Genomic DNA, 18766 nt, shown 5'->3' with positions numbered 1-18766 from the left:
AATTTTATCCATTTTTCCACTTTAATCGAGTAATGAAAAATCCGTCACTCTGTAAATCTTGAGGGAATATTTGCAACCCAAATTCTGTTCTACCATGACTATTTCTTAGAAAATCGGGTAATTCCTCAAAGAATTCTTCATCTACCTCGAAATTTGGTGAATGATTTAAAAACTGACGAATAACCTCTTCATTTTCTTCTTTATCTACTGTACATGTACTATAAACCATTCGGCCATTTCGTTTCATTAATGGTGCTACATGAGATAGGATGTCTAGTTGTATCGCAGCCAAATTCCGTACATCCTCGTATTCACGATGGTACTTAATGTCTGGTTTACTACTTACTACGCCAAATCCTGAACATGGTGCATCCACCAGAATTCTATCGAAATGCTCTTTATCATATTTTTCTTGAAGCTTTCTTGCATCCGATGGCTCTGCCTTAATGGTTTGAAGACCTAATTGTTTTGCCTTTTGTTCAACAAGTTTTACTTTTTTTGCATGTAGATCGTGCGCGTATATAACACCTTTATCTAGCATCTTCTCTGCTAAATGTGTCGTCTTTCCTCCTGGAGCACTACAAGCATCTAATACCGTCATATTCTCTTTTGGATTCAATATCTCTGAAACAAGCATCGAGCTTTCATCTTGAATTGTAACAATACCTTCCTTAAAGCTTGGATGATGAAGGATATTTCCTTCTGTTATAATAATGCCTTGTGGAGATACTTGTGAAGGTACAGCCTCTAGACCATCCGATTCAAGTCTCTCAATCAATTGTCTTCGATTCGTACGCATTGGTTGGATTCGAACAGTCATTTTCTTTCTACGGTTATTCTCTTCACACATGTCTCTCGTAATGTCCATTCCATACATTTCTTCCCAACGTTTCACTAACCACAAAGGATGGCTCGTTTCGATACTAATTCTTTCTATTGGATCATTAATTGTCTCTAAAGAGGGTAAACCATTTCGTTGTATATTCCTTAATATACCATTGACAAATTTTGCAATGCCTGCATGGCCCTTTTGCTTTCCGATCTCGACGGCTTCATGTATAACAGCATGGTCAGGCACTTTCGATAAATAATGAAATTGATATATGGATAGCAGTAATAGCCATTTCACCCACGGATCTATTTTTCTCTTTTTTGTTATAAAAGAGGACAAATAGTATTCAAGTGTCATTCTCCTTTGAAGTGTACCATAAACAATCTCTGTAAATAACCTCGCATCCTTAGAGGAATAATTGTTACGTTTAATTACTTGGTCAACTAGTAAATGACTGTATCCTCCACTTTTATCTACTCGTGTCAATAAGTCTGTTGCTGCACTTCGTATCGTCTGAGATTTATTCATTCGCCAAATTTCGCTCCTACTGTTAACGTATTACCTGCTCCACGCAAGAAATCTTCTACTTGCATTCTTTTCTTACCGGCTGGTTGTAGCTCTGTAATTTTGATTGTTTTTCGACTACCTGTTACTATTAAAATCCCATCTGCTTCTATGGCATGAATTGTACCAGGTTCTTTGTCACTTATAATATCACTTTTTTCTGCTTGCCAGACTTTCATTGTTTTTCCTTCGAATTGAGTAAATGCAACCGGCCATGGGCATAAGCCTCGTATTTGGTTAAATATAACCTCTTGTTCACGAGACCAATCAATTCTCTCATCTTCCCGCTTAATATTAGGAGCATACGTCACTTCGGCTTCTTCCTGTTTTCGTGCATCTATATTGCCATTTAGGAAATCTGGTAAAGTACGAATTAGCAATTCAGACCCTACTTTAGCTAATTTATCATGTAAAGTGCCGACGTTGTCCTTTTCCTCAATCGGAATGGCTTGTTGACTAATGATATCTCCAGCATCCAACTTTTCTGTCATATACATAATAGATATACCTGTTTCTTTATGGCCTTCAATGATTGAATAGTGAATCGGTGCACCACCTCTTAATTTGGGTAATAAAGATGCGTGCACATTGATACAACCTTTTGACGGAAAATCCAATAACTCTTTCGGTAAAATCTGTCCAAAAGCAGCTGTGATAATTAAATCAGGATTTACCTCTTTAATTGCACCCCAATCATTTTTTATTTTTTCTGGCTGAAAAATCGGAATCCCATGTTGTTCAGCAGCAACCTTTACTGGTGGTGGCGTTAGTTGTTTTTTTCTCCCTTTTGGTCGGTCAGGTTGGGTTACAACTAAATCTATTTTATATTGTTGATCGATTAAAGCTTCTAAAACAGGGACAGCAAAATCAGGCGTTCCCATAAAAACAATACTTTTTTTCATACATATACTCCTTCACATAAGTTGATAAGGTTCTAAATCAACTTGGATCATTAAATCGTTCTTTATCATTTCATCATGGTAGTATTGTAATATTTTACGTATAGTTGCAAGCTGGTTCGGTTCATTTTTATATTTTATCATGCACTGGTAGCGATATCTATTATTTATTCTAACGATAGGCGATGGCGTTGGACCGAGAATTGTTACTTGGTCTGTAAGATGTTTTCTCAATAGTTTCGTAATCATTTTCGTAACTTCATAGGCCTTTATTTCATTAGGATGAGAAACATGGATTAACGTTAAATAGTAATAAGGTGGATAGCGGAATTGTTTACGCATTTCCATCTCTTTATAGAAAAATTGTTCATAATCGTATTGGCTTGCAAGTTCAATACTATAATGTTCAGGTGTATAAGTTTGAATAATGACTTCTCCAGGTAAATGGTGTCTACCTGCTCTTCCACTAACTTGCGTTAATAACTGAAAGGTTTTTTCCGAAGAACGGAAATCTGGCAGTTGCAGCATGGTGTCAATCGCTAATACACCTACTAATGTCACATTCTCAAAATCTAATCCTTTCGCAATCATTTGTGTCCCGAGTAAGATATGTGCTTTCTTTTCACTAAATTGTGATAAAAGCCGTTCGTGAGCTCCCTTTTTTCTTGTAGTGTCTACGTCCATTCGGATAATTTCCACTTCAGGAATCAGTTGTTTAAGCGCTTCTTCCACCTTTTGAGTTCCGGTTCCAAAGTATCGGACAGATAGACTTTGACATGTAGGGCACTCATGCACCATACGTATATGATAATTACAATAATGACATTTTAATTCATCTGTTGCTTTATGATAGGTTAGGGCAATGTCGCAGGATGGACATTTTACTGTTTCACCACATTCTCTACACATAACAAAAGTTGAATAGCCTCTCCTATTTAAAAATAGTACAATTTGTTCCCCTTTATCCATTTTATCTTTTATTGCATCAATTAAACGTCTTGAGAACATCGTTCGATTACCTGCATGTAATTCTTCTCTCATGTCTATTATCTCCACTGGAGGCATCGCATTATTGTTCATACGATATGGCATTTCTAATAATGAATAGACACCTTTTTTAGCTCTAGCATATGTTTCAAGTATCGGTGTTGCACTCCCTAACACAACAGGACATTGATGATATTCCCCTCTGAATTTCGCAACTTCTCTGGCATGATATTTCGGTTGTTCATCTTGCTTATAACTTGTTTCATGCTCTTCATCAATAATAATAATTCCTAAATTTTCGAATGGAGCAAATATTGCAGATCGTGCACCGACAACTACCTTCACTTCTTTTCGTTGTATCTTTGTCCACTCATCAAACTTCTCGCCTTGTGACAACCCACTATGTAATACAGCAACATCTTTTCCGAATCGACCTTTAAAACGGTGTACCATTTGAGGGGTTAACGAAATTTCAGGTACTAGAACAATTGCTTCTCTTCCCTTATCTAAAACACGCTCAATAGCTTGCAAATAAACTTCTGTTTTTCCACTACCCGTAACACCATGTAACAGGAATATTTCGTGCAAATTCCCTGCTACGGACTGCCAGATTGGCTCAATGGCTTTGTTTTGCTGTTCCGATAAAGGTAAAGCTTGTGTCGGAGTAATTTGCGAATCTTCATATGGATTCCGATAAATTTCTTTATATGTTTTCTTAATTAATCCCTTGTCTACTAATGGTTGAAGCGTAGACGACGACGTTTTTAATTGCTGAAACAGAATTCGCTGTTCAATCGGATGTTCATTCTGGATAAAAAACTGCAAAATTTCTCTTTGCTTTTTAGCTCGCTTCGGTATATCTAACAAAGCCTCTTCTAATAACGTAACATCTTTTGCAGCTTCTAAGAATAAGAGTTGTTTTCGATTTTCTTTTCCTTTTACGATATATTGAAAGCGAACGTTACCTTCTTCTATTTGCTTGCGTAGCTCATTCAATTTACCTTGTCGTTCTACAAATTCGTCATAATCTATTACGTGTCTACCTGCAAATATTGTTTCCATACTTTCTGGCAAATCTTCATCTGTAAGCTTTTCGATTTCTTTTTTATACGATGCTTTAAGAATACTCGGTAGCATTGCTTGATAAGTTTGAATATATAAGCTTACCATCTCATTTGCTAGCCATTTCCCTAGTTTGAGTAATTCTGGAGTTAGAACAGGAATCAAATCTAGAACTTCTTCAATTTCTTTGAGTCGATCAAAATCAGATTCCTCTTTCAATTCCATAACAAAACCCATTACTTTTCGTCTTCCAAACGGAACAATGACTCGAACACCTGCCTGAACAATTCCTTGGAGTGATTTTGGAACTTGGTAATCAAACGTATGATTTGTTTGACTCGTTGGAACATCGACAATTACACTAGCTATTTTCATTAAATTTCTTCCTTACTTCCTCATCGATTAACTGTAATATTTCTTTCGCTATTTCCTTTTTCGGTAGCTTTGGTATCGTTTTTTCTTTCCCATGTTTCGTTATAATGGTTACTTCATTATCATTGGAATGAAAACCAATACCCTCTTGACTCACATCGTTGATTATAATAGCATCTAAATTTTTCTTTTCTAACTTCCCAAGACCATATTTTCTGATATCATTTGTTTCAGCAGCAAATCCAACGAGATATTGTTGCTTTTTTCTCTCTCCTAAAGCTTGTAAAATATCTTTCGTTCGCTCCATCTCAATTTGTAAAGCTCCAGCTTGTTTTTTTAGTTTCTGGTCAAAGGTCTGAAGTGGACGGTAATCCGCTACAGCCGCTGCTTTAATAACAATGTCCATATCATCGTATAACTCTGTCATCTTTTTATACATCTCTTCAGCGGTTTCAACGGAATATAGTTGTACATTTCTTGGAGCCGTTACATCTACAGGTCCGGAAACTAAATGCACCTCAGCCCCTAAATTCTCTGCAGCTTCAGCAAGACTATATCCCATCTTTCCAGAAGAATGATTGGTAAAGAAGCGTACCGGATCGATTGGTTCACGTGTTGGTCCTGCAGAAATTAAAACTTTTTTTCCTTTTAATCGTTGATCACTTTGTTGTTGTCTTGTCTGATGCTGTTCTAATACGTGGACGATTTCTTCTGGCTCTTCCAATCTGCCTTTTCCAACATAGCCACAAGCTAGGTACCCGTCACCCGGCTCTATAAAATGGAACCCAAGGTCATCTAGTTTTTGCATATTTTGTTGTACAAGACGATTTTCGTACATATGAACATTCATTGCTGGTGCAATATAGACAGGCGCTGTTGTAGCTAATAAGGTAGTAGTTAACATATCATCCGCTAATCCGTTCGCCATTTTACCAATTGTATGTGCAGTTGCAGGGGCAATTAAAAAGAAATCGGCCCAATCTGCTAAGTCGATATGAGCAATATTTTTAGGATCTTCCTCAAGAAATGTATCCGTGTATACAGGTTGTCTCGAAATAGCTTGAAAAGAAAGTGGAGTAATAAATTTTTGCGTATTTTCTGTAAGAATAACTTTCACTTGTGCACCTTTTTGTGTCAATTTACTTGTAAGTGCAACTGCTTTATAAGCTGCTATACCACCTGTTACTCCTAATACTATTTTCTTATTTTTCAGCATGTGAAACCTCTCCATTTCTAAGTTCCATAGAAGAAACCCCCGCAAGCAAAAGCAGTGCGAGGGAACTTTTTTATTTTTCTGATTCTATATCTTCATCCATTTGTAATTTCTCTTGCGCAATTTCTTCTAATGCTACACCAACATATGTGGATGCTTTTGAATTCTCTGCATAATGAATATTCGTCTCTTGAATTTGTCGAGCACGTCGTGCAGATAAGGTTACTAATGTATATTTGGAATAAATTTTTGACTGAAGTTTATCAATTGATGGTTCTAAAATCATTTATTTTCACCCTCCAAAATTGCTTTATATTCTTTTGCGACTCTTTCCCTTTTACAATGTTCACTAACAACAATGGATTGTACTCGACTAACTGCTTCTTCTATATTGTCATTTACGACAACATAATCATACTTATCCATCATTTCTATTTCATTTTTCGCTTCCGTTAACCGGTTTAATATTAAATCTTCTGTTTCGGTACCTCGGTCGATAATACGGTTCTTTAACTCTTCTAAGCTAGGTGGGATTAAGAAGATAAATACACCTTGAGGATAGTTTTCTTTTACTTGAAGTGCACCTTGGACTTCTATTTCTAAAAATACGTCATGACCTAATTCTATCATCTCTTCTACATATTGTTTAGGGGTACCGTAATAATTGCCAACATACTGTGCATATTCAAGCATACGCCCTTCTTCAATCATTGTTTCAAATTCATCTTTCGATCTGAAGAAGTAATCAACACCTTCTTCTTCACCCTGGCGCATCGCTCGTGTCGTCATGGATATTGAATATTTTAAATTCGTATCCTTTTCGAACAATGATTTTCTAACTGTCCCTTTGCCGACACCAGAAGGCCCTGAAAGTACAAATAATATTCCTTTTTGTTTGATCAAAATACTTCCCCCTATTACTCTTCGTTAATTTCCTCTGTGCTAAGTACACGTTGACCTACTGTTTCAGGTTGTACTGCTGAAAGTATAACATGCCCACTATCTGCGACAATAACAGCTCGAGTTCTTCTTCCGTATGTAGCATCGACTAGCTTATTATTGTCTCTAGCTACACTGATAATTCGTTTAATTGGTGCAGATTCTGGCGAAACGATAGAAATAATTCTGTTTGCTGAGACTACATTTCCAAATCCTATATTAATTAATTTTAAACTCATTGTCGAACTCCCCCTAATTGTTTATCTCTTACTACGTGAGTAGGAGAATAAAAGTAAATCGATCTTGCCTCTCTATGTACGGATTTATTCTCTCTATTATGTATAAAGCCTCGTTTTGATAAGTATCACCAAAATTAAATGGGAATAATCATAAAAATATACCTTATGGAGACATAACGTTTCGAAAATACTACGTTTTATTCGATACTTTATTATAACAATAAATAAAGGAAACTCCCAATATTTTAATGAAAATTCTTTATTCGATGTTTGAAATAACATTTTAAATCCTTTATGTATATCGTTGAATTAAAGGGAGTGATGCGTTGGTATGTTATAATATAAAAAGTGAGGTGAAAACTACAATGGTATTTGATGGTATGGTTACACGCGCGATATCGTATGAATTAACAAATGAATTAGTTGATGGACGGGTAATGAAAATTTATCAACCTAATGATACAGAAATTTTTATGGCAATTCGCCATGAAAGAAATAATAAACAGTTACTGCTCTCCGCACATCCGCAGTACGCAAGAATCCATATTACAAAAGACAAACGAGAGAATCCAACAGAACCTCCAGTATTTTGTATGATTCTTCGTAAACATCTAACTGGCAGCTTTGTGAAAAAGATTGAACAGCAAGAAAACGAACGTATCCTCCATATTCATTTTCAAACGCGAAATGAAATTGGTGATATTAGCAACAAAATTCTCGTAGTAGAAATAATGGGGAAACATAGTAACTTAATATTGATTGATGATGATAGTAAAATGATTATTGATAGCATCAAGCACATATCCCACAGTCAGAATCGTCATCGAATTATTATTCCTGGTGCTAGTTATACGAGCCCTCCAGACCAAGGAAAAATCAATCCCTTTACGATGGAAAAAGACCGATTTATGAAGCGTTTGGATTTTAATGCGGGAAAATTAGAGCAGCAAATTGTTCATCAATTTATGGGGGTCTCTCCTCTATTTGCAAAGGAAGTAACACATCGAGCAAAGTTAGGAAATAAGGAAAGTTACATGCATGCCTTCCTTGATATGGTGGAAAGCTTACAACAGCATAAATATGAGCCAGCGATTTGGAAAGCAGATAAAGAAAGCTTTTATATTTTACCTCTTCACACAAAGGACGGTACATCGAGAGAAGAATTCCCATCAATTAGTACTATGCTAGATCGGTTCTATTCTGGTAAAGCTGAACGTGATAGAGTTGTCCAGCGTGCTCAAGACTTGTCTAGAGTTTTACTAAATGAACAAAAAAAGAATCACCGAAAATTGGCAATACTAGAAAAAACATTAAAAGAATCTGATAAAGCTGATGATTACCAGCGTAAAGGCGAGTTGCTAACAGCTCATTTACACTTAGTTAAAACGGGTGACGAAAAGGTAGATGTCGTTGACTATTATGACCCAGAGCAAAAGCAAATCGAAATCCTTCTAAATAAACAAAAAACACCTAGTGAAAATGCTCAAGCATTCTTTAAAAAATATCACAAATTGAAAAAAGCGAAAATAAAGGCTCAAGAAGAGATCAATAAAACAATCGAGGAAATTGGATACTTAGACGGGATTATTGAACAAATAGGTCATGCTCGCGAGCAAGATATCGAAGAAATTCGTGAAGAGTTGAGAGACCAAGGCTATTTAAAGAAAAAAAGCACGCCAAATAAACAAAGAAAAAATAAGCCTACAAAACCTAAACCACAATTATATGTCTCTTCTGATGGAATTGACATCTATGTAGGTAAAAATAATAAACAAAATGATTATTTAACCAACCAATTGGCTCGAAGAAACGATATTTGGTTACACACGAAAGATATTCCTGGTTCTCATGTTGTCATTCGTACAGATGATCCAACGGAACAAACGTTGCACGAAGCAGCAAAGCTCGCAGCTTATTTTAGTAAAGCCGGCAACTCATCCTCCGTTCCTGTAGATTATACGGAAGTAAAACATGTTAAAAAACCAAATGGAGCGAAGCCAGGTTATGTTATTTATGATAACCAGAAAACATTATTTGTAACACCAGATACAGCAGTGGTTGAAAAACTAGACGCTAATAAAAAACAAAATTAGAAAAATAGCGCGGTTTCCTCGCGCTTTTTCTAATTTGCATTTACATTAAATGTTGAAATATATAATTATTACTCGAATCGAGAAGATTGCTGCGGTTACCCGGGAAATATTAATTTCCTCCTAATTCATCTCGCCACTCTAACAAACTATCTTTTTCTCTTTCTGATATCTGCTCTTTTTCGAATAAAGTTTCAGCTAGAATATCAAAATTTGAGATTGTTTGAAAAGGAATTTGAGCATCTTCAAACATCCGAGACGCCTTTTTTAAACCGTAGCTAAAAATAGCAAAAACACTTAAAACTTGTGCGCCACTTTCTTGTAATGCTCTGGCACTTTCTAACGAAGAGCCACCTGTTGAAATAAGATCTTCAATAACAATAACCTTATCTCCCTCATTAATTAGTCCTTCTATTTGATTTTTCTTTCCATGTCCTTTTGGTTTAGAACGCACGTATACCATCGGTAAATCCAAATAGTCACTTAACCACGCAGCATGAGGTATCCCAGCAGTAGCACAGCCAGCAATACAGTCTGGTTTTTCAGGAAGCTCCTCTACCATTCTTGCAAATTCTTTTGCAATTTTCTTTCGTACTTTTGGATAAGACATTGTCAAACGATTATCACAATAAATTGGTGATTGGATACCCGATGTCCAAGTAAAAGAACGATCAGGTTTAATTTGAATTGCATTAATCTCATATAACGCGTTAGCTATTTCTTTTCCGTTAGGCATACTTCCACTCCTCCACTACTTGTTGATAAGCTTCACTTGGATTTTCTGAGTTAGTAACGGTTCTTCCGATTACTAAATAGTCTGCACCATTTCTTTTTGCAAAAGAAGGTGTTGCAATTCTCGCTTGGTCATTTTTTGATGAATCAGACAAACGAATTCCAGGGGTAACGGTTAAAAATGTGTCTCCACATGCTTGTTTAATTAAATGGGCTTCATGAGCAGAACAAACGACGCCATCCGCACCATTATTTTTCGCCAACACAGCTAAATGTTCCGCTGTTTTAGCTATATCGTCATCTATTCGTAACTCATCGTTTAGTGTGTCTTGGTCCATGGAGGTTAATAACGTAACAGCAATTAACTTAGGTACATGTGTATCAGTACCCTCTTCTAAACCTCGTTTCGCTGCTTGGATCATTTTACTACCTCCAAGGCCATGAACATTGACTATATCTACTCCTAATTTTGCGAGGTTATACATTGCTTTTTCAACAGTGTGAGGAATATCATGTAACTTTAAATCTAGGAAAATCGCGTGTCCATTTTCTTTTAACCATTTCACTATTTCAGGACCTTCACGATAAAAAAGCTCCATTCCTACTTTTACTGGCACTCCATCTAAGGAATGCGTCTGTAAAAAAGTTTTTGCTTCTTCCCCGGTAGAAAAATCTAATGCTAAAAAAAATGGCTTATCCATGAGTATGCCCCTTCCCAATAGCTTCTTCCACACTAGAAAATCCATACATTTCTAATACGTGTGGTAGTTCTTTAATGATTTCACTACATACTAACGGGTTTCGAAAGTTTGCTGTTCCTACCGCTACAGCATTTGCACCTACTAGTAAAAACTCGAGTACATCTTCCGCTGTTTCAATTCCACCCATTCCAATAATCGGAACATCTACAGCTTGCTTCACTTCATAAATCATTCGAATTGCTATCGGCTTAATTGCTGGTCCTGATAAACCACCTGTTTTGTTCGCAATGATCGGTCGTTTCATTTTTAAATTGATTTGCATCCCTGTCAACGTATTAATCATAGAAAGGCCATCAGCACCTGCGTCTACTACTCCCCTAGCCATTTCTACTATATTTGTTACATTAGGAGAAAGCTTAACATAAACCGGGTGTCTACTTACCTCTTTCACTTTATATGTGACTTCTTTTGCTAGCTGAAGATCTGTTCCGAACTGGACGCCGCCTTCTTTTACATTCGGACATGAAATATTTAATTCTAGAGCTTGAACTCCATTTGTTTCGTTAAATGACTTAGCAACATAGACATATTCTTCTATCGTACTCCCTGCCACATTAGCAATGACAGGTGTCGAAAATTGTTGTAAAAAAGGTAGCTCCTCTTCAATGATCCCTTGTACTCCAGGGTTTTGAAGACCAATTGCATTTAACATCCCACTCGCTGTTTCTGCTACTCGAGGGGTAGGATTACCATAACGAGGTTCTTTAGTAGCCGCTTTGATAATGATGGCTCCTAATTCATTCAAGTCATAAAATTGACTATATTCCTTCCCAAAACCAAAACATCCAGATGCAGGCATAACCGGATTTTTCAGATTTAGTCCAGGCATGCTTATACGTAATGTCATCCTAATACCACCTCATTCGCAGCAAACACAGGACCATCTTTGCAAATTTTTAAAGATTTTTCCGGATTGCTCTTTAGTGGGACGATACACGCATAACATGTCCCGACTCCACAACCCATTCGTTCCTCTAAAGAGATGAAGCCTTGTTTATCTCCCATCACATTCGTTACTGCTTGTAGCATAGGTGTCGGTCCACATGAAAAGTAATAATCGAACTCAGGTTCTATTTGTTTTATTACATCTGTAACAAATCCTTTTACTCCATAGCTACCGTCATTTGTAGCGATGTGTGTATCGCCAAGTTGTTGGAATTTCTCTTCATAAAAGACATGCTCTTTACCTTGAAACCCTAAAATTGAAGTAACGTCCACACCTTTTTCTTTGAGGGTTTTCGCTAGATAGTAGAGGGGAGGAACCCCAACACCTCCACCAACAATTAGTGCCTTCCTCACATGTAAGTCCTCTATCGGGTAATGGCTTCCACAAGGCAATATAACATCTAACGTATTACCAACTTGATACGTACTCAACATTTTCGTACCATCACCAAATATTTTAAAAATAATCGTAAATGTATTTTCTATTGGATTGACATTGGCTACAGATATTGGCCTTCTTAATATATGGTTTGGAAGGGCAATATGAACAAATTGCCCTGGCTTTAATTGTTGTGCAAGACTCGTTCTGAATACTATTTCAAACGTTTCATAAGCAATTTGAGATTGCTTAATAATTGGTAATAGTTGTCGCTCCATCACCTTACCACAGCCTTTCCTGCTACTGCCGGTCTAGCCGTAAATGTAGTGGATTCTATTACATTAATAATCGCTTCTGCTGTATCCAAACTAGTTAAACACGCAATTCCATGTTCTACAGCTTCTCTTCGAATGCGGAAGCCGTCTGATCTCGGTTGCTTACCCGAGGTTAAGGAGTTAACGACCATTTGTACTTCACCTTGCTCGATAATGGAAATAACATTTTTACTATTCGAACCAACTTTACCTACTTCTATAACTGGTAAGTTTCTAGCTTGAATTGCCTTAGCCGTACCTTGTGTAGCATAAAGCTGGAAGCCTAACTCATGGAATTTCTCCGCAATATCACATGCTTCCTCTTTATCTTTATCAGCAACTGTTATTAAAATCGCTCCATCTAAAGGTATTTTCAAACCAGATGCCGTTAGTCCTTTATACAATGCTTTGGCAAGCGTGCGATCTCTCCCTATTGCCTCTCCCGTTGATTTCATCTCAGGCCCTAACATCGTATCAACGCTTCGTAATTTTTCAAATGAAAATACAGGTATCTTAACAGAGATTGTCTCTGGTTCCTCGAGCAATCCGCTTTCGTAACCATTATCTTGAAGTGATTCTCCTATAATAGAACGGGTGGCTAGATCTGCCATTGTTACTCCTGTTATTTTACTTAGGAAAGGTATCGTACGACTTGCACGCGGATTAACCTCCAACACATAGACTTCACCTTGATGGACAACGAATTGAATGTTTATTAATCCTTTTACTTCTAATCGTCGAGCAATTTTCGTAGTTATCTCCACACATTTGTTTTTCGTCTCTTCTGTTAGTCGTTGTGCAGGATATACTGCTATAGAATCACCTGAGTGAACCCCGGCTCTTTCAATGTGTTCCATTACTCCAGGTATGATTACCGTTTCTCCATCACTAATGGCGTCTACTTCTACTTCGATTCCTGTTAAATATTTATCGATTAGAACTGGGTGTCTATGTTCAATGTGATCTGTTTTTTCTAAATACGCCTCTAATTCTTCTTCGTTATAAACGATCTCCATTTGACTTCCACCAATAACGTAAGATGGTCGTACAAGAACTGGATAACCAATTTCTTTTGCAGTTTCTTTTGCTTGATTCAGCTTAAGAACCGATTTTCCTTTCGGTTGAGCGATTTCCAGTTCTCTTAATAATTGTTCAAACTTGTCACGGTCTTCAGCCATATCGATTGCTCGTAAGGAAGTTCCAAGAATTTTTACTCCTCTTCTCTCTAAGCCTTCTGCAAGGTTGATTGCTGTTTGACCACCAAATTGGACAATAACTCCTTCTGGTTTTTCTAAATCTATCACATGCATAACATCCTCGAGTGTCAGTGGTTCGAAATATAACTTATCTGATACCGTGAAATCAGTGGAAACCGTTTCTGGGTTACTGTTCATTATAATTGCTTCATAGCCTGCCTCTCTTAAAGCGAGAACAGAATGGACAGTAGCATAATCAAATTCGATACCTTGCCCAATACGAATTGGACCGGAACCAATAACGACAACCTTTTTACGATCGGAAACGGCTGACTCATTTTCTTCCTCATATGAGCTATAAAAGTAAGCTGTTTCGGATTCATATTCTGCTGCACACGTATCTACCATTTTGTATACAGGAATAATGTTTTCTTGTTTTCTTACGTTGTAAATTTCGTCGGACGTAACTCCCCATAATCGCGCGATATGAGTGTCAGAGAATCCTAGTTGTTTTGCTTGTTTTAGCACCTCAATATCGTTCTTATATTCTTTCAAGGTTGTCTCAAAATCAATAATATCTTTCAATTTGCCTAAAAATAATGGATCTATTTTTGTTAACTGGTGAATTTCTTCCGTTGAAATACCTCTTCTTAGCGCTTCTCCTAATATATAGATTCTTTCATCATCTGCTTTCACTAATCTTTCTTTCAAAGTTTCGGTTGAAAGCTTTACTACTTTCGGAAGATAAAAGTCCTCACCACTTATATCCAGTGATCGGATTCCTTTCATTATTGCTTCTTCAAATGTACGTCCTATCGCCATAATTTCACCAGTTGCCTTCATTTGTGTGCCTAATTCCCTATTACCTAATACAAATTTATCAAATGGGAAGCGAGGAAATTTAGATACAACATAATCTACAGTTGGCTCATAGCATGCATACACACCGGTAATTGGATTCTTTATTTCATCTAACGTAAGTCCAACTGCAATTTTAGCTGCAATTTTTGCGATTGGATAACCAGTTGCCTTTGATGCGAGTGCAGAGGAACGACTTACTCTTGGATTTACCTCAATAATGTAATATTCAAAGGAATCCGGATTTAGAGCAAGTTGAACATTACAGCCTCCTTCAATTCCTAAAGAGCGAATAATTTTTAAAGAGGCAGAACGAAGCATTTGATATTCACGATCACTTAGTGTTTGAGCAGGAGCGACAACAATAGAGTCACCCGTATGTATACCTACGGGATCAAAGTTCTCCATACTACATACTACAAGAGCTTGGTCTTTCTTATCTCTCATAACCTCAAATTCTATTTCTTTAAAGCCGGCAATATTTCTTTCTATTAAACACTGGCCTACAGGTGAGAGCTTTAAGCCATTTCTAGTAATATCACGTAAATCGTCTTCGTTATAACACATTCCTCCACCGGTACCGCCTAAAGTATACGCTGGTCGAACGATTAAAGGGAAGCCGATTTCTTTAGAAAACTGTATTGCCTCGTCGACTGTATGTACGATAACACTCTCAGGTACAGGTTCCGAAATTTCGTTCATTAACTGACGAAATTTCTCTCGATCTTCTGCTTGCTCAATTGCATCTAATCTTGTTCCTAATAATTCGGTATTGTATTCTTTCAAAATACCAGATTCGTCTAATGCAACCGCTAGATTTAAGCCAGTTTGGCCACCAAGTGTTGGTAAAATAGCATCTGGACGTTCTTTTCGAATTATTTTTGATAAAAATTCAACCGTTAAAGGTTCCATGTATACCGTATCAGCAACCGTATGGTCTGTCATAATTGTTGCAGGATTTGAGTTTGCGAGAATAACTGTATAGCCTTCTTCTTTTAAAGCTTGGCATGCTTGTGTTCCGGAATAATCAAACTCTGCAGCTTGACCAATAACAATTGGCCCTGAACCTATTACTAGGATTTTTTCAATGTCTGTTCTTTTCGGCATTTACACTTCCTCCTTTACGGCTTTCGAAGTTTGCATTAATTCCATAAATCGATCAAATAAAAAAGTTGTTTCATCTGGCCCTGGCGCTCCCTCGGGATAGTATTGTACGGAGAGTGCTGGTAATTGTAGGTGTCTCAACCCTTCTATTGTTTTATCATTAAGTGCATATTGGGTAATTTCTAAATCTGTATGAACTACAGACTCTTTATTGACTACATAACCGTGATTTTGGGAGGTTAAATACGCTCGTTTTGTCTCTGTATCATAAACAGGTTGATTACCTCCATGATGTCCAAACAACATCTTTTCTGTGTCTGCACCAGATGCTAAGGCAAATAGTTGATGACCTAACCCAACAGCAAAAATAGGAGCTTTTTTCATTATTGCTTGTATCGTGGATTGCGCACCTTCGACATCTTTTGGATTTCCAGGTCCGTTGGATAACAAAATACCATCTGGCTGTAATCGTAATATACTTTCTGCAGAATAATTATATGGTACGACAGTAACATGGCAATTTCGTTTTGTAAGTTCTCGTAATATACCATGTTTGACTCCATAATCTATTAATACTACGCGCTTTCCTCTGCCAGGTACGACATAAGGTTTTGCAGTGGACACCATTTCCACTTGATTACGTATAGGTGGCTCACTTTTTAATTTATCTAATAGTGCTTCTTTATCCGTATCTCCTGCACGAGAGAGGATACCACGCATTGCCCCTTTCGTTCGGATGTGTCTTGTTAGCTTTCTTGTGTCGATTCCACTTATCCCCGGGATATTGTTTGCCGTTAAGAATGTGTCAATATCTTCATCACTTCTAAAATTTGATGGAGCTTGACTAAACTCTTTTACGATGACACCAAACAAGCATGGGTTAATCGATTCAAAATCATCGCGATTAATACCGTAGCTACCGATGACTGGATACGTCATTACTACCATTAGTCCGCAGTTAGCTGGATTAGATAGAACTTCTTGATAGCCTGTCATACCTGTTGTAAATACAACCTCACCTATTTTTTCTTGTTCTGATCCAAATGCTTCTCCAACAAATGTGGTCCCATCTTCTAATACTAGTAGTCTTTTCATCGTATTTCCTCCTCGAAGACAATATCCCCTTCAAAAATAGTCATGATTGTTTTTCCAGTAACTTCCCAATTGTCAAACGGCGTGTTTTTCCCTTTTGATAAGAAGGTAGAACGATCTAGTTGAAACGATTCTTCTAAGTTAAGCAACGTTAAGTCTGCACTTCTATTAATTTCTAGCTTTCCATATGGTAACTGAAAAACTTCTGCTGGTTTAATGGTCATCCAATCAATTAACTGTTTTAACGAGCAGACACCTTTTTGAACGAAATGAGTATAGAGTAAAGGAAATGCCGTTTCCAATCCGACGATTCCAAAAGGCGCATTCTCCATTCCATTAGCTTTTTCTTCTTTCGTATGTGGAGCATGGTCTGTAGCGATAAAATCTAGCGTTCCATCTAACAGTCCTTCAATTAATGCTTCTTTATCCTCTTTTGAACGAAGTGGTGGATTCATTTTAAAGTCCGCATCGTTCTCTTTTATATCATTTTCATCTAATAAAAGATGATGAGGGGAAACTTCCGCAGTTACATGGATACCGGCACGCTTAGCGTCACGGATAACACGCACAGATTCCTTTGTGCTTACATGACAAACATGATAATGACAGCCTGTAGCTTCCGCTAATAGGACATCCCTTGCGATTTGTACCGATTCACAGACAGAAGGAATACCAGGTAAATCCAGTTTTTTATTCGTAGATCCATCATGCATCACTCCACCATAAATTAAGGAGTTATCTTCACAGTGAGCTACGATTGCCATATTTAGTCTTGCTGCTTCCTTCATAGCTTCTAACATCATACCAGCAGTCTGGATTCCTACCCCGTCATCCGTAAAAGCAAACGCTCCTGCTTCTTTTAAAGCTTCCATCTCAGCTAATTCCGTACCTGACAAATCCTTGCTTATGGACGCATAAGGAAGAACACGAATAACAGACTTTTCCTCAATCTTTTGTTGTATTTGATCCATGACTTCTTTCGTACTTGGAACTGGTTTCGTATTGGGCATAGAACACACCGTTGTGTAACCACCTCTTGCGGCAGCTCTTGTTCCTGTTTCAATTGTTTCCTTTGCCTCTCCACCCGGCTCTCGTAAATGTACATGAACATCGATAAATCCAGGTACGACTACATTACCCTTACCGTCAATTTGCTCTGCATTATCTTTCGGTAAATGGTTACCGATTGCACTAATTTTTCCGTCTGTAATTTCTATCTCACAAGATGTTAATCGGCCATCATCCTGTAATTGCTGAACGTTTGTTAAGATTGTTTTCATGTACTGCTCCCCCTCTTAATGTAGATTCGATTACTGCCATTCTCGCTGCTACTCCATTTTCCATTTGCTTAAAAATTCTCGATCTCTTGCATTCTACTAATTCTGTATCTATCTCTACACCTCTATTTACTGGTGCAGGGTGTAACACAATTGCATGTTGTTTCATTCGTTTTTCTCGTTGCTTCGTTAATCCGTAGTTTTGTAGATAACTATCTACTTGAATATCTTCATGTTGATTATGTCTTTCATGCTGAATTCGTAGCAGCATAAGTACATCTGCCACTTCAACAGCTTCATCCATCGTTATCATTTCATAGTCTAATCGATCATCACGCCATTCAGGATTTCCAGATACATAGACATTACAACCAAGCTGAGATAATGCATAAGCGTTTGACCTTGCTACACGACTATGCTTAATGTCGCCTGCAATGACGACGTTAAGTCCGTTGAAATGTCCAAATTCTTGATAAATCGTTACTAAATCTAGTAAGCATTGAGTCGGATGTTCACCTGTCCCATCTCCGGCATTAATCACAGGTATATGAATACTTTCTGAAAGTTCCTTTGCAATATTTTCTTGTTGGTGTCTTAATACTATTAGGTTTGCACCTATAGATTCGAACATTCGAGCAGTATCATATAAGCTTTCGCCTTTTAAAATACTTGAAAATTCCGCCGTAAAATCTAGTACTTCCATGCCTAGTTTTCTCTCTGCTACAACAAAGCTCATCTTTGTTCTAGTACTAGGTTCAAAGAATAAATTGGCTGCAAAATATTGTTTTTCAAATGGTTTATAGCCTTTTTTTTGAATTTCATTCGCACGTTTAATTAATCGATGAATTTCCGTATTAGACATATCTTTCATTGAAAGGAAACTATTCATTTGAACATCCACCCATCCTTTT

General features: G+C 37.2%; 16 protein-coding genes. 1 reads left to right on the top strand and 15 read right to left on the bottom strand.

Annotated elements, in window-relative coordinates:
- Positions 1–4: 4 nt before the first annotated feature.
- The 7 genes from rsmB to remA all read right to left on the bottom strand — a co-directional run bounded on the left by rsmB (position 5) and on the right by remA (position 7107).
- Positions 5–1360 carry a 16S rRNA (cytosine(967)-C(5))-methyltransferase RsmB gene (gene rsmB, locus GGQ92_RS00790; RefSeq protein ID WP_184243568.1) on the bottom strand — a complete coding sequence of 452 codons (1356 nt, stop codon included), beginning with the start codon at positions 1358–1360 and terminating at the stop codon, positions 5–7.
- The gene (gene fmt / locus GGQ92_RS00785; protein WP_184243566.1) at positions 1357–2298 is read right to left on the bottom strand and encodes a methionyl-tRNA formyltransferase; all 942 of its coding nucleotides are present in this window, start codon (positions 2296–2298) and stop codon (positions 1357–1359) included. Before fmt ends, rsmB begins: the two co-directional genes overlap by 4 nt.
- Before the next feature lie 12 nt (positions 2299–2310).
- Positions 2311–4719 carry a primosomal protein N' gene (gene priA, locus GGQ92_RS00780; RefSeq protein ID WP_184243564.1) on the bottom strand — a complete coding sequence of 803 codons (2409 nt, stop codon included), beginning with the start codon at positions 4717–4719 and terminating at the stop codon, positions 2311–2313.
- Complete coding sequence (coaBC, locus tag GGQ92_RS00775) at positions 4706–5932, bottom strand: bifunctional phosphopantothenoylcysteine decarboxylase/phosphopantothenate--cysteine ligase CoaBC (protein ID WP_184243562.1); 1227 nt, start codon at positions 5930–5932, stop codon at positions 4706–4708. The genes priA and coaBC overlap by 14 nt, the downstream gene beginning before the upstream one ends.
- 70 nt (positions 5933–6002) lie before the next feature.
- Positions 6003–6215 carry a DNA-directed RNA polymerase subunit omega gene (gene rpoZ, locus GGQ92_RS00770; protein ID WP_184243560.1) on the bottom strand — a complete coding sequence of 71 codons (213 nt, stop codon included), beginning with the start codon at positions 6213–6215 and terminating at the stop codon, positions 6003–6005.
- Positions 6212–6832: a guanylate kinase gene (gmk, locus tag GGQ92_RS00765; RefSeq protein WP_184243558.1), complete on the bottom strand. Its 621-nt coding sequence runs from the start codon at positions 6830–6832 to the stop codon at positions 6212–6214. The genes rpoZ and gmk overlap by 4 nt, the downstream gene beginning before the upstream one ends.
- 14 nt (positions 6833–6846) lie before the next feature.
- The gene (gene remA / locus GGQ92_RS00760) at positions 6847–7107 is read right to left on the bottom strand and encodes an extracellular matrix/biofilm regulator RemA (protein ID WP_184243556.1); all 261 of its coding nucleotides are present in this window, start codon (positions 7105–7107) and stop codon (positions 6847–6849) included.
- 365 nt (positions 7108–7472) lie between these two features.
- On the opposite strand from remA, the gene GGQ92_RS00755 reads away from it, so the two are divergent.
- The gene (locus GGQ92_RS00755; protein ID WP_184243554.1) at positions 7473–9200 is read left to right on the top strand and encodes an Rqc2 family fibronectin-binding protein; all 1728 of its coding nucleotides are present in this window, start codon (positions 7473–7475) and stop codon (positions 9198–9200) included.
- A gap of 109 nt (positions 9201–9309) precedes the next feature.
- Here the strand turns inward: GGQ92_RS00755 and pyrE are convergent, their stop codons facing one another.
- From pyrE to GGQ92_RS00715, 8 genes are read right to left on the bottom strand one after another with little or no spacing between them, the layout of a single operon-like run.
- Positions 9310–9933, bottom strand: a complete 624-nt coding sequence (gene pyrE / locus GGQ92_RS00750; RefSeq protein ID WP_184243552.1) for an orotate phosphoribosyltransferase — start codon at positions 9931–9933, stop codon at positions 9310–9312.
- On the bottom strand, positions 9926–10630 hold the full coding sequence (pyrF, locus tag GGQ92_RS00745; RefSeq protein WP_184243550.1) for an orotidine-5'-phosphate decarboxylase: 705 nt from the start codon (positions 10628–10630) through the stop codon (positions 9926–9928). Before pyrF ends, pyrE begins: the two co-directional genes overlap by 8 nt.
- On the bottom strand, positions 10623–11537 hold the full coding sequence (locus tag GGQ92_RS00740) for a dihydroorotate dehydrogenase (RefSeq protein WP_184243548.1): 915 nt from the start codon (positions 11535–11537) through the stop codon (positions 10623–10625). Before GGQ92_RS00740 ends, pyrF begins: the two co-directional genes overlap by 8 nt.
- The gene (locus GGQ92_RS00735) at positions 11534–12292 is read right to left on the bottom strand and encodes a dihydroorotate dehydrogenase electron transfer subunit (protein WP_221437210.1); all 759 of its coding nucleotides are present in this window, start codon (positions 12290–12292) and stop codon (positions 11534–11536) included. The genes GGQ92_RS00740 and GGQ92_RS00735 overlap by 4 nt, the downstream gene beginning before the upstream one ends.
- Positions 12292–15489, bottom strand: coding sequence for a carbamoyl-phosphate synthase large subunit (gene carB, locus GGQ92_RS00730; protein ID WP_184243544.1), 3198 nt, complete (start codon positions 15487–15489; stop codon positions 12292–12294). The genes GGQ92_RS00735 and carB overlap by 1 nt, the downstream gene beginning before the upstream one ends.
- Positions 15490–16581, bottom strand: a complete 1092-nt coding sequence (locus tag GGQ92_RS00725) for a carbamoyl phosphate synthase small subunit (protein WP_184243534.1) — start codon at positions 16579–16581, stop codon at positions 15490–15492.
- A complete protein-coding gene (locus GGQ92_RS00720; RefSeq protein WP_184243532.1) occupies positions 16578–17858 on the bottom strand; it encodes a dihydroorotase in 1281 nt (426 codons plus the stop codon). The genes GGQ92_RS00725 and GGQ92_RS00720 overlap by 4 nt, the downstream gene beginning before the upstream one ends.
- Positions 17818–18744, bottom strand: a complete 927-nt coding sequence (locus GGQ92_RS00715; protein ID WP_184243530.1) for an aspartate carbamoyltransferase catalytic subunit — start codon at positions 18742–18744, stop codon at positions 17818–17820. Before GGQ92_RS00715 ends, GGQ92_RS00720 begins: the two co-directional genes overlap by 41 nt.
- Between the last annotated feature and the right edge of the window lie 22 nt (positions 18745–18766).

This window comes from Gracilibacillus halotolerans (assembly GCF_014206945.1).
GTDB lineage: Bacteria > Bacillota > Bacilli > Bacillales > Amphibacillaceae > Gracilibacillus > Gracilibacillus halotolerans.
The sequence above is the reverse complement of the archived record's forward strand: the minus strand, read 5'-3'. Positions and strand labels throughout refer to the sequence as shown.

Bases quoted from the DNA above. Each gene is read 5' to 3' on its own strand.
- rsmB (WP_184243568.1), bottom strand. From the start codon at position 1,360: ATGAATAAATCTCAGACGATACGAAGTGCAGCAACAGACTTATTGACA.
- carB (WP_184243544.1), bottom strand. From the start codon at position 15,489: ATGCCGAAAAGAACAGACATTGAAAAAATCCTAGTAATAGGTTCAGGG.
- GGQ92_RS00740 (WP_184243548.1), bottom strand. From the start codon at position 11,537: ATGACATTACGTATAAGCATGCCTGGACTAAATCTGAAAAATCCGGTT.
- fmt (WP_184243566.1), bottom strand. From the start codon at position 2,298: ATGAAAAAAAGTATTGTTTTTATGGGAACGCCTGATTTTGCTGTCCCT.
- GGQ92_RS00735 (WP_221437210.1), bottom strand. From the start codon at position 12,292: ATGGAGCGACAACTATTACCAATTATTAAGCAATCTCAAATTGCTTAT.
- GGQ92_RS00755 (WP_184243554.1), top strand. From the start codon at position 7,473: ATGGTATTTGATGGTATGGTTACACGCGCGATATCGTATGAATTAACA.
- coaBC (WP_184243562.1), bottom strand. From the start codon at position 5,932: ATGCTGAAAAATAAGAAAATAGTATTAGGAGTAACAGGTGGTATAGCA.
- GGQ92_RS00715 (WP_184243530.1), bottom strand. From the start codon at position 18,744: ATGAATAGTTTCCTTTCAATGAAAGATATGTCTAATACGGAAATTCAT.
- pyrF (WP_184243550.1), bottom strand. From the start codon at position 10,630: ATGGATAAGCCATTTTTTTTAGCATTAGATTTTTCTACCGGGGAAGAA.
- rpoZ (WP_184243560.1), bottom strand. From the start codon at position 6,215: ATGATTTTAGAACCATCAATTGATAAACTTCAGTCAAAAATTTATTCC.
- priA (WP_184243564.1), bottom strand. From the start codon at position 4,719: ATGAAAATAGCTAGTGTAATTGTCGATGTTCCAACGAGTCAAACAAAT.
- GGQ92_RS00725 (WP_184243534.1), bottom strand. From the start codon at position 16,581: ATGAAAAGACTACTAGTATTAGAAGATGGGACCACATTTGTTGGAGAA.
- pyrE (WP_184243552.1), bottom strand. From the start codon at position 9,933: ATGCCTAACGGAAAAGAAATAGCTAACGCGTTATATGAGATTAATGCA.
- GGQ92_RS00720 (WP_184243532.1), bottom strand. From the start codon at position 17,858: ATGAAAACAATCTTAACAAACGTTCAGCAATTACAGGATGATGGCCGA.
- remA (WP_184243556.1), bottom strand. From the start codon at position 7,107: ATGAGTTTAAAATTAATTAATATAGGATTTGGAAATGTAGTCTCAGCA.